Raw genomic sequence first — 14,923 nt, forward strand, 5'->3', positions numbered from 1 at the left:
GAGTCAGCCACCTGCGGTCACCTCCATGATGCGGTTCCAGACGACGTCGCCGTCGGGGTCGAGTCCTTCGTCGACGGCCTGTCTGCGGGTCTCGAGCACGGCCGCGTAGTCGCGCGGCAGCACCTTGACGAACGCGGAGAGGTCGCCGGAGGCCACCAGGTCGGCCGCGACCGTCGATCCCGTCTCGGCGGCGTGCCGCTCGAGCAGGTCGGTGACGATCTCGACGTCCGCGCTGTCGAGCGCTTCGAGGCGCAGCTCACCGCTGGCCAGCGCATCGGCGTTCACGTGCTCGGTGCGGAGGCCGAGCACGTACGCGGTGCCACCCGACATGCCGGCGCCGAGGTTCCGCCCGGTCTCGCCGAGCACGACGGCCAGCCCGCCGGTCATGTACTCGAGCGCGTGGTCACCGACGCCCTCGACCACGGCGGTCGCACCGGAGTTGCGCACCAGGAACCGCTCGCCCACGATGCCGCGGATGAACATGCTGCCCTGCGTCGCGCCGTAGCCGATGACGTTGCCGGCGATGACGTTCTCGCTCGGCTCGAACCCGCCGCCCTCGGTCGGACGCACGACGATGTCGCCGCCGGACAGGCCCTTGCCGACGTAGTCGTTGCTGTCGCCGATGAGCCGCAGCGTGATGCCCGCCGGCAGGAACGCTCCGAGCGACTGCCCGGCCGACCCGCGCAGCGTTATGTCGATCGACCCTGCCGGCAACCCGTTCTCACCGTGGCGGAGCGTGACCTCGTGACCGAGCATCGTGCCGACCGCGCGCTCCGTGTTGCGGATCGGCAGGTCGAGCGCGATCGTGCCGCCGTGCTCGAGCACGTCGGACGCCCGGTGGATGAGCTGCACGTCGAAGTGCTGCTCGAGCTCGTGGTCCTGGTCGCGGTGGTGCCGGCGCGGCTCGTCGGCCGTGAAGTCCGGGCCGTGCAGCACCGGGGCCAGGTCGAGGCCCGACGCCTTCCAGTGCTCCACCGCGCGGTCGACGTCGAGCACGTCGGTCGCGCCGATCGCCTCGTCGAGGGTGCGGAAGCCGAGCTCGGCCAGCAGCTCGCGCACCTCTTGCGCGATGAACTCGAAGAAGTTGACGACGAACTCGGGCTTGCCGGAGAAGCGCTTGCGGAGCTCGGGGTTCTGCGTGGCGACGCCGACCGGGCACGTGTCGAGGTGGCACACCCGCATCAGGATGCAGCCCTCGACCACGAGCGGGGCCGTGGCGAAGCCGTACTCCTCGGCGCCGAGCAGCGCGGCGACGACCACGTCACGACCGGTCTTCATCTGGCCGTCGACCTGGACCACGACGCGGTCGCGCATGCCGTTGAGCATGAGCGTCTGCTGGGTCTCGGCCAGGCCGATCTCCCATGGGGTGCCGGCGTGCTTGAGCGAGTTCAGCGGCGAGGCTCCCGTGCCGCCGTCGTGGCCGGAGACCAGCACGACGTCGGCGAGGGCCTTCGTCACGCCGGCTGCCACGGCACCGATGCCGGACTGACTGACGAGCTTGACGTGCACGCGCGCCGAGGGGTTCGCGCGCTTGACGTCGAAGATCAGCTGCTTGAGGTCCTCGATCGAGTAGATGTCGTGGTGCGGCGGTGGCGAGATCAGCCCGACGCCGGCCGTGGCGTGGCGTGTCCGCGCGATCCACGGGTACACCTTCTGGGGCGGGAGCTGTCCGCCCTCGCCGGGCTTGGCGCCCTGCGCCATCTTGAGCTGGATGTCGGTGGCGTGCGTCAGGTACATGCTGGTCACGCCGAACCGCCCGGAGGCGACCTGCTTGATCGCACTGCGCCGCTCGGGGTCGAGCAGCCGGTCGACGTCCTCGCCGCCCTCGCCGGTGTTCGACCGGCCGCCCAGGCGGTTCATAGCGATCGCGAGGGTCTCGTGGGCTTCCTTCGAGATCGATCCGTACGACATCGCGCCGGTGTTGAACCGCTTGACGATCGACTCGATCGGCTCGACGTCCTCGAGCGCGATCGGCGTGCGGACGCCGTGCTTGAAGCGGAACAGTCCGCGCAGCGTCATCAGCTCTTCGGCCTGGTCGTCGACCGCCTTGGAGTACTCGCGGAAGATGTCGTACCGACGGGCGCGCGTGGCGTGCTGCAGCCGGAACACGGTGTCCGGGTTGAACAGGTGCGGCGGGCCCTCGCGGCGCCACTGGTACTCGCCGCCGGTCTGCAGTCGCTCGTGCGCGAGCACCGAGCCGTCCTGCGGGTAGGCCTGCACGTGGCGCTCGGCGTTCTCCTTGGCGATGACGTCGATGTCGACGCCGCCGAGGATCGACGAGGTGCCGGTGAAGTAGCGGTCGACGAACTCCTGCGACAGGCCGACCGCCTCGAACGCCTGGGCGCCGGCGTAGCTGGACACCGTCGAGATGCCCATCTTCGACATGATCTTGAGCACGCCCTTGCCGAGCGCCTTGATGACGTTCTTGACCGCCTGCTCCGGGGTGATGCCGGCGATCATGCCCTGGCGCACCAGGTTCTCGCAGGTCTCCATCGCCAGGTACGGGTTGATCGCCGAGGCGCCGTACCCGATCAGGGTGGCGACGTGGTGGACCTCGCGGACGTCACCGGCCTCGACGATGAGCCCGACCTTCATGCGCTGCTCGGTGCGGATCAGGTGGTGGTGGACGGCCGCCAGCAGCAGCAGGCTCGGGATCGGCGCGTTCTCGGCGTTGCCGTCACGGTCCGACAGCACGATGAACTGCTTGCCGGACTCGATCGCGTCGTCGACCTCGTCGCAGACGGCCTGGATGCGCTGCTCCATCGCCTGTTCGCCGGCGTCGACGCGGTACAGCCCACGGATCGTCACGGTGAGGTGGCGCCCCGAGTCGGTCTCGAAGTGCTGGACCTTGGCGAGCTGGTCGTTGTCGATGACCGGGAAGTCGAGCACGATCTGCTTGGCGTGCTCGGGGCCGGCGTCGAGCAGGTTGCGCTCCGGCCCGAGCCCCATGCCCATCGACGTGATGACCTGCTCGCGGATCGAGTCGAGCGGCGGGTTCGTGACCTGGGCGAACTGCTGCGTGAAGTAGTCGAACAGCAGACGCGGTCGCTGGGACAGGACCGCGATGGGCGTGTCCGACCCCATGGCGCCGAGGGGCTCGGCACCCGCAGCCGCCATCGGCCGCAGCAGCACCCGCACTTCTTCTTCGGTGTACCCGAACGCCCGCTGGCGCCGCGTGACCGAGGCGGGGGTGTGCACGATGTGCTCGCGCTCGGGCAGGTCGCGCAGGTTGATGCGGCCGGCGGCGAGCCACTCCCCCCACGGACCCGACGTCGCGAGCTCGCGCTTGACCTCGTCGTCCTCGATGATGCGGCCGGCCTCGGTGTCGACCAGGAACAGTCGACCCGGGCGCAGGCGGCCCTTGCGGACGACCTTCGACGCGGGCACGTCGATGACGCCGGTCTCCGAGCCCATGACGATCAGTCCGTCGTCGGTGACCAGGAACCGACCCGGGCGCAGGCCGTTGCGGTCGAGCGTGGCACCGACGAGGGAGCCGTCGGTGAACGTGATCGCCGCGGGGCCGTCCCACGGCTCCATGAGCATCGAGTGGTACTCGTAGAAGTCGCGGAGTTCCGGGTCCATGTCGGTCTGGTTCTCCCAGGCCTCGGGAACCATCATCGACACCGCGTGCGGGAGCGACCGCCCGGTCAGGGTCAGCAGCTCGAGGGTCTCGTCGAACGAGGCCGAGTCGCTCGCGCCGGGGCTGACGATCGGCAGCAGGGGTGCCATGTCGCCGAGCAGGTCACTCTCGAGCTGCGACTGCCGAGCACGCATCCAGTTGCGGTTGCCACGGACGGTGTTGATCTCGCCGTTGTGGGCGAGCGTGCGGAACGGCTGGGCGAGCGGCCACGAGGGGAACGTGTTGGTCGAGTAGCGCGAGTGCACGATCGCCAGCTTCGACGCGAACCGCTCGTCGCTGAGGTCGGGGTAGAACGGCTCGAGCTGGAGCGTCGTGACCATGCCCTTGTAGACCATCGTCCGGCTCGACAGCGACATGAAGTAGATCTCCTGCTCGCGCTCGACGCGCTTGCGGAGGCGGAAGGTCTGCCGGTCGAGGGCGACGCCGCTGCGCGGGGTGCCGTCCTGCCCGTGGTGTTCGGACACGACGAAGCACTGCTCGAACGCGGGCATGGCGGCGCGCGCGAGGGAGCCGAGCACCTCGGGTCGCACCGGGACCTCGCGCCAGCCGAGGACGCGCAGGCCCTCGTCCGCCGCGGTGGCCTCGACCGCGGCCTTGACGGCGGCGCGGTCGTCGGCGTCGAGCGGCAGGTAGGCGGTGCCCACGGCGTACTCCCCCGCCGCCGGGAGCTCGACGGGTGCCTCGGCACGGAAGAACTCGTCGGGCACCTGGCACAGGATGCCGGCGCCGTCGCCGGTCCCCGCGTCGGAGCCGACGGCCCCGCGGTGCTCGAGGTTGCGGAGCGCACCGAGCGCCGCGTCGACGATGTCGTGGCCGGGCGTCCCGCGGAGGGTCGCGACCATCGCCAGGCCGCACGCGTCCTTCTCGTTCGCCGGGTCGTACATGCCGGCGGCGTCCGGCACCGCGGAGAACCGCTGGTGCGCGGGCCGCAACGCGGACCCGGTGGTCGAGGGGAGCTGGGGTGGCTGGAGCGCCATGGGGACCGTCCTCACGAGCGAGTGGAACAGGGACAGCGATGGCCGTGGGGCGAGGCTGGAGTCGAGCTCGCCCACCGTCCGACCCCGTGGGGCCGGGCCGTCAGGAACGGTCGGCAGCTGTGGCGACCGGGCTGGAACCGGCGGCGATGGGTGCGTCGTCGTCGTGCTCCGAGTAGGTGTCCTCGGAGTCTACATCGGTCTTCGAGCGCGGCTCGCGACCCGGCAGGTAGGCGCTGGGTTCCTTGCCGGTGTGGCGCTTCGACTGGACGTAGAAGATGACCAAGCCGATGATGATCGCCGCGAACGAGGCCCAGACGTTGGTCCGGATGCCGAAGAACGTCTCGCTCGTGTCGACGCGGATGGACTCGAGGACCGACCGGCCGATGCCGTACCAGATCAGGTACAGCGAGAGGACCCGCCCCCACTGCAGCTGGAACTTCCGGTCGATCAGCATGATCACCGCGAAGCCGACGACGTTCCAGATGATCTCGTACAGGAACGTCGGGTGGAACAGCGTGCCCTCGGGCAGACCGGTCGGGTACGCGGCGTTCGACGACTCGATCTGCAGGCCCCACGGCAAGCTGGTCGGCATGCCGAAGAGCTCGTGGTTGAAGTAGTTGCCGAGACGGCCGAAGGCCTGGGCCAGCAGCATCGCCGGGGCGACGGCGTCGAGGAACGCGGTGAAGCGCAGGCCGACCTGTCGACACCCGATGTACGCACCGACCGAACCGAGGATGAGCGCACCGAAGATCGCCAGGCCGCCCTCCCAGATGTAGAGGAACGACAGCGGGTCACGACCAGGGCCGAAGTAGTCGCTGACGTGGGTGAACACGTGGAACAGCCGGCCGCCGATGATGCCGGAGGGAACCGCCCAGATCGCGATGTCGATGATGATCCACCGCTCGACACCGCGGGCGTTGAGCCGGCGGTTCGTGACCACCACCGCGGCGACGATCCCGAGCAGGATGCAGATCGCGTAGGCGTGGATGCGGAAGTCGAGCGGCAGCGACCAGCCGAACACGTCACGGAGCCAGGCGGTCAGGTCGAAGTACTGCCAGGCCGTGCTGGGGCTCGGGATGCTCAGGAGGGGCATGGAGAAACTGGCGCCTTTCAGTGCAGCTGTCGGTGCCGATCCGGTTGCGTCGACCCCGGATCACTGTAGCGCGGGTGGCCCGCCGGTCAGGAACCGCCGGGGGCTGTCTGTGGAAACCGTGATGCGCAGGAGACGGGAGGCCCGGTGCGGGTGAGCTGGGATGCTCACCCGCACCGGGCCTCCTGGGAGGTCGGTGACGGACCGTCAGCGCCGCACAGCACCCGCCGACAGCTCGGCGGCCCGCTGACCGACACCGGTCACCCCGAGGTCGGCGAGGGCACGGACGAAGGCGGACCCGACGATGGCACCGTCGGCGTACTCGAGGACCTCGGTCACCTGGTCGGCCGTCGAGATGCCGAGCCCCACGCACGTCCGGGCGACGCCCGCGTCACGGAGCCGTGACACGACGGTGCGCGCGGCGACGTCGACGCCCGCGCGTGCACCGGTGACGCCCATCGTCGAGACCGCGTACACGAACCCGCGGCTCGAGTCGACGGCCTGTTTCATGCGGACGTCGGACGACGACGGAGCGGCCAGGAACACGCGGTCGAGTCCGGTGCGCTCGGAAGCGCCCATCCACTCGCGGGCCTCGTCGGGGACCAGGTCGGGCGTGATCAGCCCGGCAGCGCCCGCGGCGACCAGGTCGTCGGCGAACCGCTCGACCCCGTACCGCAGGACCGGGTTCCAGTAGGTCATCACCAGGACCGGCACGTCGGCACGTTCGGTGATCCGGTGGACCGCGTCGAAGACCTGCGCGACACGGAAGCCGTTGGCCAGGCTCTCCTCCGCCGCACGCTGGATGACCGGGCCGTCCATGACCGGGTCGGAGTAGGGCAGTCCGAGCTCGATGACGTCGACGCCGTTCTCGGCGAGGGCCACGGCCGCGTCGACGCTCGTGTCGAGGTCGGGGTAGCCAGCCGGAAGGTAGCCGACGACCGCGCCGGCACGGTCGGCGTTGGCCTGGTCGATCGTCGTCGCGACGGTCCGGGCGGTCACAGCTGCACCGCGGTCTCGTCGAGGACACCGAAGTACCGGCTGGCCGTGGCCACGTCCTTGTCACCGCGTCCGGACATGTTGACGAGGATGACCCCGTCCGGCCCGAGTTCCCGGCCGAGCTTCATCACGCCGGCCAGGGCGTGCGACGTCTCGATCGCGGGCAGGATGCCCTCGGTGCGACTGAGCAGCCGGAACGCCTCCATCGCCTCGGTGTCCGTGATCGGTTCGTACTGGGCGCGGCCGATCGCCGCCAGGTGCGCGTGCTCCGGTCCGACGCTCGGGTAGTCGAGACCGGCGGAGATGCTGTGGCTCTCGATGGTCTGGCCGTCCTCGTCCTGCATGAGGTAGGACTTGGCGCCCTGCAGCACGCCTTCGCGCCCGAGCGTGATGCTGGCAGCGTGCCGACCGGTCTCGACGCCGTCGCCACCGGCCTCGTAGCCGAGCAGCCGGACGGACTCGTCGTCGAGGAACGCCTCGAAGATGCCCATCGCGTTCGACCCGCCGCCGACGCACGCGGCGACGGCGTCGGGAAGCCGACCGACCAGGTCGAGGACCTGCTGGCGGGCCTCGATGCCGATCACCTTGTGGAACTCGCGGACCATCTCCGGGAACGGGTGGGGGCCGGCGACCGTGCCGAGCAGGTAGTGCGTCGAGTCGACGTTCGCGACCCAGTCGCGGAGGGCGTCGTTGATCGCGTCCTTGAGCGTGCGCGAGCCGGTCTCGACCGGGATCACCTGGGCGCCGAGCAGCCGCATCCGGGCGACGTTGAGGGCCTGTCGCTCGGTGTCGACGGCGCCCATGTAGACGACGCAGTCCATGCCGAACAGGGCGGCAGCCGTCGCGGTCGCGACACCGTGCTGCCCCGCACCGGTCTCGGCGATCAGCCGGGTCTTGCCGAGGCGCTTCGCCACCAGTGCCTGGCCGAGCACGTTGTTGATCTTGTGCGAACCGGTGTGGTTGAGGTCCTCGCGCTTGAGGATCACCCGGGCACCGCCGGCGTGCTTGGCGAACCGCGGTACCTCGGTGATGATCGAGGGTCGGCCGGTGTAGTCGCGGTGCAGGGCGTCGAGCTCGGCGTGGAACGCGGGATCGGCCCAGGCCTCGCGGAAGGCCGCTTCGAGCTCGTCGAGCGCCAGCACGAGCGACTCGGGGACGAAGCGTCCACCGAAGTCGCCGAAGTACGGGCCGTGCAGGTCACGGAGTGAGGTCACGTTGGTGCTCCAGACGAGTCCGGCTCGTGGCCGGACCATCGAGGTGTCAGGCGTCGAGGAACGACGCGAGTGCAGCGGCGGGGTCGGCACCGGTGACGAGTGCTTCGCCCACCAGGACGACGTCAGCTCCGGCGCGGCGGTAGTGCGCCACGTCGGCGGGGCCGGTGACGGCGGACTCGGCGACACGGACGACCCCGTCGGGGATCCGGTCGGCCAGGGAGCCGAACAGGTCGCGGTCGAGCGAGAAGTCGGTGAGGTCGCGGGCGTTCACGCCGAGGATGCGGGCACCGGCGTCCAGCCCACGCGAGACCTCGTCGCCCGAGTGGGCCTCGACCAGGACGCGCATGCCGAGCTGTTCGGCCAGCTCGTGGAGCTCGACCAGCTGCTGCTGCTCGAGCGCCGCGACGATGAGGAGCACCACGTCGGCGCCGGACGCCCGGGCCTCGACGACCTGGTACGGGTCGGCGATGAAGTCCTTGCGGAGCACCGGGACCGACACGCGCGCCTTGACGGCCTCGAGGTCGGCGAGCGAGCCGAGGAACTTGCGCCCCTCGGTCAGGACGCTGATCGCCGACGCGCCACCGCGTTCGTAGTCCGCGGCGAGTCCGGCCGGGTCGGTGATCGGCGCCATCGACCCGCGCGACGGGCTGGCACGCTTGACCTCGGCGAGGACCTTGACGCGGTCGCCGGGTGCCAGGAAGTCGAGGGCGTCGAGCGGCGAAGTGACACGGTCGAGGTCACGTTCGACGTCGGAGTACGGGCGGTCGACGCGGCGGGCGGCTGCGTCCTCGAGCGCGCCCGCGACGAGGGTCTCGAGCACGTTGGGCATGCGCGGCCTACTCGTTGTGGTGCTTGGAGACGTACTTCGGACCGTTGACGCCGTACCCGGCCTTGCCCATCACCCAGCCGATGATGAGCCCGATCACGACGATTGCGGCCGAGGCCCAGACGCCCCAGACGATGTCGAACCAGAAGCAGAGCGTGCCGATCGTGAAGCCCACCAGCATGATGATGACGGACGTCCAGGCTGCCGGCGAGTGGCCTTCGCCGAGTTCTGCGGGCTCAGTGGTGCTCACGGTGCTCCTCGTGGTCGGGTGCGTCGTCGGTCGAACGACGCGACTCCGATCCTACCGTGTCGTCCGGAGCGGACCCCGACAGCGGTGACTTGCCCGGCGCCGCGTCCGTGGGGTCGACACCGGCGCTCAGGTCGTCCCAGTCGACGATCGCGTCGCGCTGCACCGGGGCCGTCGGAGCGGTCTCGGTCGGCGACGCCGCGTACTTGCGACTCGGCCCGGGCCAGGAGCCCTGGACCACCAGGACGAGGACCCCGAGCAGCGCCGCGAGCACCCCACCGACGATCCCCACGACCGGCCACGCGGAGACGTCGACGGTCGTGACGATGCGACGCACGGCGGACAGGTCGCTCACCCCGGCGACGTCGCCGATCGCGCCCTTCGCGGCGCCGACCGGGTCCGCCAGGGCGCTGATGCCGGAGACGACGATGCCGATCCCGAGCAGGACCTGGATGACCGCGAGGACGACACGGACGACGCGTCCGGCGATGGTCATCGCGAGGAACAGCGCCAGCGACGCGATCGCCAGCGCCGTGAACTGCGGCACCGCCGCCGACCCGTCGGCGACCACCGTGGACGAGACCGCCGCGGCCGCGTCGAGGTGCACGGTGAACCAGGTCTGGGTCCAGGACAGCATCACGATGCCGGCGACGACGAGCCCGAGGAGGACCACGAGCGGACGCGACCGCAGCCGCTTCACGAGCGGACCTCGCGCATCCGGTTCGCGGTGGCGACCGCCCGGAGCGGCGCGGCCGCCTTGTTGACGGCCTCGGCGTGCTCGGTGGCCGGGTCCGAGTCGGCGACCAGACCCGCGCCGGCCTGCACGCGAGCGATGCCGTCCTGGATCAGGGCGGTGCGGATCGCGATTGCCAGGTCGGCATCGCCGGCGAAGTCGAAGTAGCCGACCACGCCGGCGTACGCCCCGCGCTTGGCCGGTTCGAGCTCGTCGATGATCTCGAGGGCCCGCGGCTTCGGCGCTCCGGACAGGGTGCCGGCGGGGAAGGTCGCGCGGAAGACGTCGATGGCGGACTGGCCCGGCCGGACGACCCCCTCGACGCTCGACACCAGGTGCATGATGTGGCTGAAGCGCTCGACCGTCATGAACTCGGTCACCGCGACGGTGCCCGGTTCGCAGACCTTCTGCAGGTCGTTGCGCGACAGGTCGACGAGCATCAGGTGCTCGGCGCGTTCCTTCGGGTCCTCGAGCAGGTCCGCACCGAAGCGGACGTCCTCTTCCGGGGTGGCACCGCGCGGACGCGACCCGGCGATCGGGTGCGTGATGGCCCGGCCGTCCTGCACCTTCACGAGGGCCTCGGGCGAGGCGCCGACGATCCAGAACGGCTTGCCCGCGGTGTCCTCCATCGACAGGAAGTACATGTACGGGCTGGGGTTCAGCGTGCGCAGGACGCGGTAGACGTCGATCGGGTCCGCCGTCACCTCGTGGTCGAAGCGCTGCGAGATGACGACCTGGAACACGTCGCCGTCACGGATGAAGTCCTTCGACCGGACCACGGACGCCATGTAGTCCTCGGGGGTGGTGCGGTGCGTCGGTGTGGGGTCGGCGATGTCGAAGGCCTGTGCCACGGTGGCCGGGGTCGGCTGCACCAGGTCGGCCTGCATCCGGTCGAGTCGCTGCTGCGCGCCGGTCCAGAGTGCGTCGGCGTCGTCCGTGCCGTCGTTGAGCGCGCTGGCGACGAGCAGGACCAGCCCGGTGCGGTGGTCGAGCGCGGCCATCTCGGCGACGAAGGCCAGTGACTGTCCGGGCACGTCGAAGTCCGCAGCGGGGACGTTCGGCAGGTGCTCGAGCTGGCGCACGGCCTCCCATCCGATGAACCCGACCGTCCCACCGACCAGCGGCGGTGTGCCGGGGACGCGGGGCGTGGCCCAGCGCTCGTGCAGGCGCGCGAGGACCTGGAGCGGCGCGCCGTCGAGCGAACCGACGGCGCGCTCGGCGCTCATGCCCGTGTCGATCCAGGCGGCGCGGTCGTCGTCCTGGGTCAGGACGCCGAAGCTGCGGACGCCGACGAACGACCAGCGCGACCACAGGCCGCCCTGGCCAGCGGACTCGAGCAGGAACGAGCCGGGACGCCCGTCGGCGAGCTTGCGGTAGACCCCGACCGGGGTCTCGCTGTCGCCGTAGAGCGCCCGGACGACGGGGACGACGCGGTGGCCGTCCGCGACCAGGTCGTCGAACTCCGGACGGGAGGTCGTGTGCGGCTTGTCGGGGACCGTGGCGGACGGCGCGGTGGTCGCGTTCGTCATCGGGTCGCCCCCGCCGTGTCGGCCGGGGTCGCCTCGGGTGCGGTCGCGGTGACCGGGTCGAGCGGATCGACGTCGAAGCAGCGGTGCGCGCCGGTGTGGCACGCCGCGCCCACCTGCTGCACGGTCACGAGCAGGGTGTCGTCGTCGCAGTCCAGCGCGGCGGCACGCACGTACTGGGCGTGCCCCGAGGTGTCGCCCTTCCGCCAGTACTCCTGCCGCGAGCGGGACCAGAAGGTCACCCGCCCCTCGGTCAGGGTGCGGCGGAGGGCTTCGCGGTCCATCCAGCCGAGCATGAGGACGTCCTTCGACGCTTCCTCTTGCACGACTGCCGGGAGCAGCCCGTCCGCACCGAAGCGCGCACGGTCGAGGACCGCGTCGGTGCTGGTGCTGGTGCTGTCGGTCATGAGGCTCCTAGCGTACGGCGTGCCCGGACTCCCGCAGGGCGTCCTTGACGTCGCCGATGGTCATCTCGCCACGGTGGAACACGCTCGCCGCCAGCACCGCGTCGGCGCCGGCGTCGACCGCGGGCGCGAAGTGCTCGACGAGCCCCGCTCCACCCGAAGCGATGACCGGGACGCTCGACACGGCACGGACGGCACGGACCAGTTCGAGGTCGAAGCCGTTCTTCGTGCCGTCGGCGTCGATCGAGTTGACCAGCAGCTCACCCGCGCCCCGGTCGACGGCCTCGGCGGCCCACCGGACCGCGTCGAGGTCGGACTCGGTGCGACCACCGTGCGTCGTGACCACGAACCCGGACGGCATCCGGTCCGAGCGCTTGACGTCGAGCGACAGGACCACGGCCTGGGCACCGAACCGGTCCGCGATCTCCCCCACCAGGTCGGGCCGGGCGATCGCGGCGCTGTTCACGCCGATCTTGTCCGCGCCGCACTGCTGCAGCCGCGAGACGTCGTCGACGCTGCGGACCCCGCCGCCGACGGTGAGCGGGATGAAGACCTGCTCGGCCGTGCGGGTGACGGTCTCGTACATCGTCGAGCGGTTCTCGACCGTGGCGCCCACGTCGAGGAACGTCAGCTCGTCGGCGCCCTGCTCGTAGTAGCGCGCCGCGAGCTCGACCGGGTCGCCGGCGTCCTGAAGGTCGAGGAAGTTGACGCCCTTGACGACGCGACCGCCCGACACGTCGAGGCACGGGACGACGCGCACGGCGACACCGCCGCGGGGACCGCCGACCGTGCCGCTCACAGGCGTGCGGCGTGGATCGGGCTGACCAGGATCGCGCGGGCGCCCAGGTCGTAGAGCGCGTCCATGATCAGGTTCGCGTCGTCGCGCGGGATCATCACGCGCACCGCGGACCAGTCGCGGCCGTGCAGCGGCGACACGGTGGGCGACTCGATGCCCGATGCGACGGCCGTCGCCTGTTCGAGCAGCGCCGTGGGGATGTCGTAGTCGAGCATGACGTAGCCACGGGCGACCAGCACGCCCTGCAGGCGGCGACGCAGGACGTCGATGCCCGGGATGGTCTCGTCGGTGGTGATGAGCAGCGCGGTCGACTCGAGGATGACCGGCCCGAAGATCTCGAGCCCGGCCGCCCGGAGGGTGCTGCCGGTCGAGACGACGTCGGCCACGGCGTCGGCGACCCCGAGTCGCACGGCGCTCTCGACCGCGCCGTCGAGCTTGACGAGCGTGGCGGTCACCCCGTGCCGGCCGAGGAACTCCCCCACGAGACCCGGGTAGCTGGTGGCGACGCGGACGCCCTCGAGGTCCTGCAGCGACGAGAAGCGCCCCGGGGTGCCCGCGAACCGGAACGTCGAGTCGGCGAACCCGAGCGCGTCGACCTCGTGCGCCAGGGACCCGGAGTCGAGCAGCAGGTCGCGGCCGGTGATGCCGACGTCGAGGGCACCGGATCCGACGTAGGTGGCGATGTCGCGCGGCCGGAGGAAGAAGAACTCGACGCCGTTGCGCTCGTCGAGCAGGTGGAGTGCCTTCGGGTCACGGCGACCGGCGTACCCGGCCTCGCGCAGCATCTCGGAGGCGGTCTCGGAGAGGGAGCCCTTGTTGGGCACGGCGATGCGGAGCATCAGGGGTCTGCTTTCTGGTCGGCTGGGTCGGTGACTGCTCTGTCGGGTGCGCCGGGGCGCGTCCTACAGATGTCGCCAGACGTCGGCCGGGGTCAGGCCCTTGGCGATCATCAGGACCTGCAGGTGGTAGACGAGCTGGGAGATCTCCTCTGCCGTGCGCTCGTCGCCCTCGTACTCGGCGGCCATCCAGACCTCGGCCGCCTCTTCCACGATCTTCTTGCCGATCTGGTGCACGCCGGCGTCCAGTTCGGCGACGGTGCCGGAGCCCTCGGGGCGCGCGGCGGCCTTGTCGGTCAGCTCCGCGAACAGGTCGTCGAACGTCTTCACCGTCCCAGGCTACCGTCCCGCGAGCGCCCGCTGCGCCGCGTCCCGGAGGTCCTGGATGCGCGCCGCCGGCTCGCCGCCGTACACCGCCGAGCCCGCGACCAGCGTGTCGGCACCGCTCTGCACCGCTGTCGGCACCGTGTCGACCGCGATGCCGCCGTCGACCTCGAGCCAGACGTCGAGCCCCGAGGCGTCGACCGCCGCGCGCGCGTCGGCGAGCTTGGGCATGACCGACGGCATGAACGACTGGCCGCCGAACCCGGGCTCGACGGTCATGAGCAGGACCATGTCGAAGGCGTCCAGGTGTCGCAGGACCTGCGTGACCGGGGTACCGGGCTTGAGCGCGACGGCGGCACGGGCACCGTTCGACCGGATCGCCGCGGCGGTTGCGAGGGCGTCGGTCGCCGCCTCGTAGTGGAACGTGACGCTGGCCGCACCCGTCTCGGCGTACTTCGGGGCCTGGGTGTCGGCGTCGGTGATCATCAGGTGCACGTCGAGCGGCACCGGCGACACCTCTTGCAGGCGCTGCACGATCGGCAGGCCCAGGGTCAGGTTCGGGACGAAGTGGTTGTCCATCACGTCGACGTGCACCATGTCGGCGGTCGTGATGCGCTCGAGCTCCCGCTCGAGGTTCGCGAAGTCGGCGGACAGGATGCTCGGCGAGATGCGGATCGTCACGCGGCAACCCTACCGGCGCGGGACGGGGCCCCTTTAGGCTGATGACATGACGGATGTTCAACGAGAGTCCATCCGCGTGCAGATCACCTTCGCGCAGGACGACGACGCCCCGCTGACCGACGTGATCCGGAACCAGCAGGACGTCCTCGAGCTCCTGGACTTCGCACTGTTCCTGACCCACGGCGACGTGCTGCGCTGGGTGAACGGTGGCGGCCGCGGGCAGATCCGGCTGGCACGGCTGGACCACGGCACGCCCGTGGAGATGGACATCGACCTGGTCATGTCCGGCGGGCTCGGCCTCACGCACGGTGACGCCCACGCGGGTGTGACCGCAGCCGGCACCGTGCTGCTCACCGCAGCGCGGAGCCACACCGGCGTCCCGGATCCGGAGCGCTCGGACCGCCAGCGTTCGTCGGATGCCGAGAAGCACGTCCTCGAGGCCATGGAGCGGGTGGCCTACGACGCCCGCGGCACCGACCTCGCCTGGCGCATCCGCGAGGCCGAGCAGCACAACGGCACCACCCCCGAGGGCACGACGGGCAAGGGGCTGCGATTCGTCCGGGCGGCGGCCCGCCTGTCGCAGAAGGACGGCATCGACTTCCGCATGGAGTGAGCGACCGACACCTGGACCCC

The 14,923-nt window shown here is 70.9% G+C and carries 14 protein-coding genes; 1 reads left to right on the plus strand and 13 read right to left on the minus strand.

Annotation, left to right across the window (positions count from 1 at the left end):
- Positions 1-3 precede the first annotated feature (3 nt).
- From gltB to rpe, 13 genes are all read right to left on the minus strand, one after another.
- On the minus strand, positions 4-4,617 hold the full coding sequence (gene gltB / locus DEJ13_RS09845; protein WP_502868691.1) for a glutamate synthase large subunit: 4,614 nt from the start codon (positions 4,615-4,617) through the stop codon (positions 4-6).
- 100 nt (positions 4,618-4,717) lie between these two features.
- On the minus strand, positions 4,718-5,710 hold the full coding sequence (lgt, locus tag DEJ13_RS09850) for a prolipoprotein diacylglyceryl transferase (protein WP_111106314.1): 993 nt from the start codon (positions 5,708-5,710) through the stop codon (positions 4,718-4,720).
- A 204-nt stretch (positions 5,711-5,914) separates the two neighbouring features.
- The gene (trpA, locus tag DEJ13_RS09855) at positions 5,915-6,706 is read right to left on the minus strand and encodes a tryptophan synthase subunit alpha (RefSeq protein WP_056124252.1); all 792 of its coding nucleotides are present in this window, start codon (positions 6,704-6,706) and stop codon (positions 5,915-5,917) included.
- Positions 6,703-7,956 (minus strand): tryptophan synthase subunit beta, encoded by a 1,254-nt coding sequence (trpB, locus tag DEJ13_RS09860; RefSeq protein ID WP_082518183.1) that lies wholly within the window; start codon positions 7,954-7,956, stop codon positions 6,703-6,705. The genes trpA and trpB overlap by 4 nt, the downstream gene beginning before the upstream one ends.
- Positions 7,957-7,963: 7 nt before the next feature.
- On the minus strand, positions 7,964-8,737 hold the full coding sequence (trpC, locus tag DEJ13_RS09865; RefSeq protein ID WP_056125711.1) for an indole-3-glycerol phosphate synthase TrpC: 774 nt from the start codon (positions 8,735-8,737) through the stop codon (positions 7,964-7,966).
- Positions 8,738-8,753: 16 nt separating this feature from the next.
- Positions 8,754-8,993 (minus strand): DUF6704 family protein, encoded by a 240-nt coding sequence (locus DEJ13_RS09870; protein WP_111106315.1) that lies wholly within the window; start codon positions 8,991-8,993, stop codon positions 8,754-8,756.
- Positions 8,980-9,690 carry a Trp biosynthesis-associated membrane protein gene (locus DEJ13_RS09875; RefSeq protein WP_111106316.1) on the minus strand — a complete coding sequence of 237 codons (711 nt, stop codon included), beginning with the start codon at positions 9,688-9,690 and terminating at the stop codon, positions 8,980-8,982. Before DEJ13_RS09875 ends, DEJ13_RS09870 begins: the two co-directional genes overlap by 14 nt.
- On the minus strand, positions 9,687-11,252 hold the full coding sequence (locus DEJ13_RS09880) for an anthranilate synthase component I (RefSeq protein ID WP_111106317.1): 1,566 nt from the start codon (positions 11,250-11,252) through the stop codon (positions 9,687-9,689). Before DEJ13_RS09880 ends, DEJ13_RS09875 begins: the two co-directional genes overlap by 4 nt.
- Complete coding sequence (gene hisI / locus DEJ13_RS09885; protein ID WP_056124240.1) at positions 11,249-11,656, minus strand: phosphoribosyl-AMP cyclohydrolase; 408 nt, start codon at positions 11,654-11,656, stop codon at positions 11,249-11,251. Before hisI ends, DEJ13_RS09880 begins: the two co-directional genes overlap by 4 nt.
- A gap of 7 nt (positions 11,657-11,663) precedes the next feature.
- Positions 11,664-12,452, minus strand: a complete 789-nt coding sequence (hisF, locus tag DEJ13_RS09890; RefSeq protein ID WP_111106318.1) for an imidazole glycerol phosphate synthase subunit HisF — start codon at positions 12,450-12,452, stop codon at positions 11,664-11,666.
- Positions 12,449-13,288, minus strand: coding sequence for an ATP phosphoribosyltransferase (hisG, locus tag DEJ13_RS09895; protein WP_056124234.1), 840 nt, complete (start codon positions 13,286-13,288; stop codon positions 12,449-12,451). The genes hisF and hisG overlap by 4 nt, the downstream gene beginning before the upstream one ends.
- A gap of 63 nt (positions 13,289-13,351) precedes the next feature.
- The gene (locus tag DEJ13_RS09900; RefSeq protein ID WP_056124231.1) at positions 13,352-13,615 is read right to left on the minus strand and encodes a phosphoribosyl-ATP diphosphatase; all 264 of its coding nucleotides are present in this window, start codon (positions 13,613-13,615) and stop codon (positions 13,352-13,354) included.
- Between the two features lie 9 nt (positions 13,616-13,624).
- On the minus strand, positions 13,625-14,290 hold the full coding sequence (rpe, locus tag DEJ13_RS09905; protein ID WP_056124230.1) for a ribulose-phosphate 3-epimerase: 666 nt from the start codon (positions 14,288-14,290) through the stop codon (positions 13,625-13,627).
- 46 nt (positions 14,291-14,336) lie between these two features.
- Between rpe and DEJ13_RS09910 the strand changes: the two genes are divergently transcribed.
- Complete coding sequence (locus DEJ13_RS09910; protein ID WP_146245190.1) at positions 14,337-14,903, plus strand: hypothetical protein; 567 nt, start codon at positions 14,337-14,339, stop codon at positions 14,901-14,903.
- The last annotated feature ends 20 nt before the right edge of the window (positions 14,904-14,923 follow it).

Source organism: Curtobacterium sp. MCLR17_007 (assembly GCF_003234655.2).
Taxonomy (GTDB): domain Bacteria; phylum Actinomycetota; class Actinomycetes; order Actinomycetales; family Microbacteriaceae; genus Curtobacterium.

What these genes read in the sequence shown, in the direction of transcription:
- gltB (WP_502868691.1), bottom strand. Translation starts at nt 4,617, where the DNA reads ATGGCGCTCCAGCCACCCCAGCTCCCCTCGACCACCGGGTCCGCGTTG.
- lgt (WP_111106314.1), bottom strand. Translation starts at nt 5,710, where the DNA reads ATGCCCCTCCTGAGCATCCCGAGCCCCAGCACGGCCTGGCAGTACTTC.
- trpB (WP_082518183.1), bottom strand. Translation starts at nt 7,956, where the DNA reads ATGGTCCGGCCACGAGCCGGACTCGTCTGGAGCACCAACGTGACCTCA.
- DEJ13_RS09880 (WP_111106317.1), bottom strand. Translation starts at nt 11,252, where the DNA reads ATGACGAACGCGACCACCGCGCCGTCCGCCACGGTCCCCGACAAGCCG.
- hisI (WP_056124240.1), bottom strand. Translation starts at nt 11,656, where the DNA reads ATGACCGACAGCACCAGCACCAGCACCGACGCGGTCCTCGACCGTGCG.
- hisG (WP_056124234.1), bottom strand. Translation starts at nt 13,288, where the DNA reads ATGCTCCGCATCGCCGTGCCCAACAAGGGCTCCCTCTCCGAGACCGCC.
- DEJ13_RS09910 (WP_146245190.1), top strand. Translation starts at nt 14,337, where the DNA reads ATGACGGATGTTCAACGAGAGTCCATCCGCGTGCAGATCACCTTCGCG.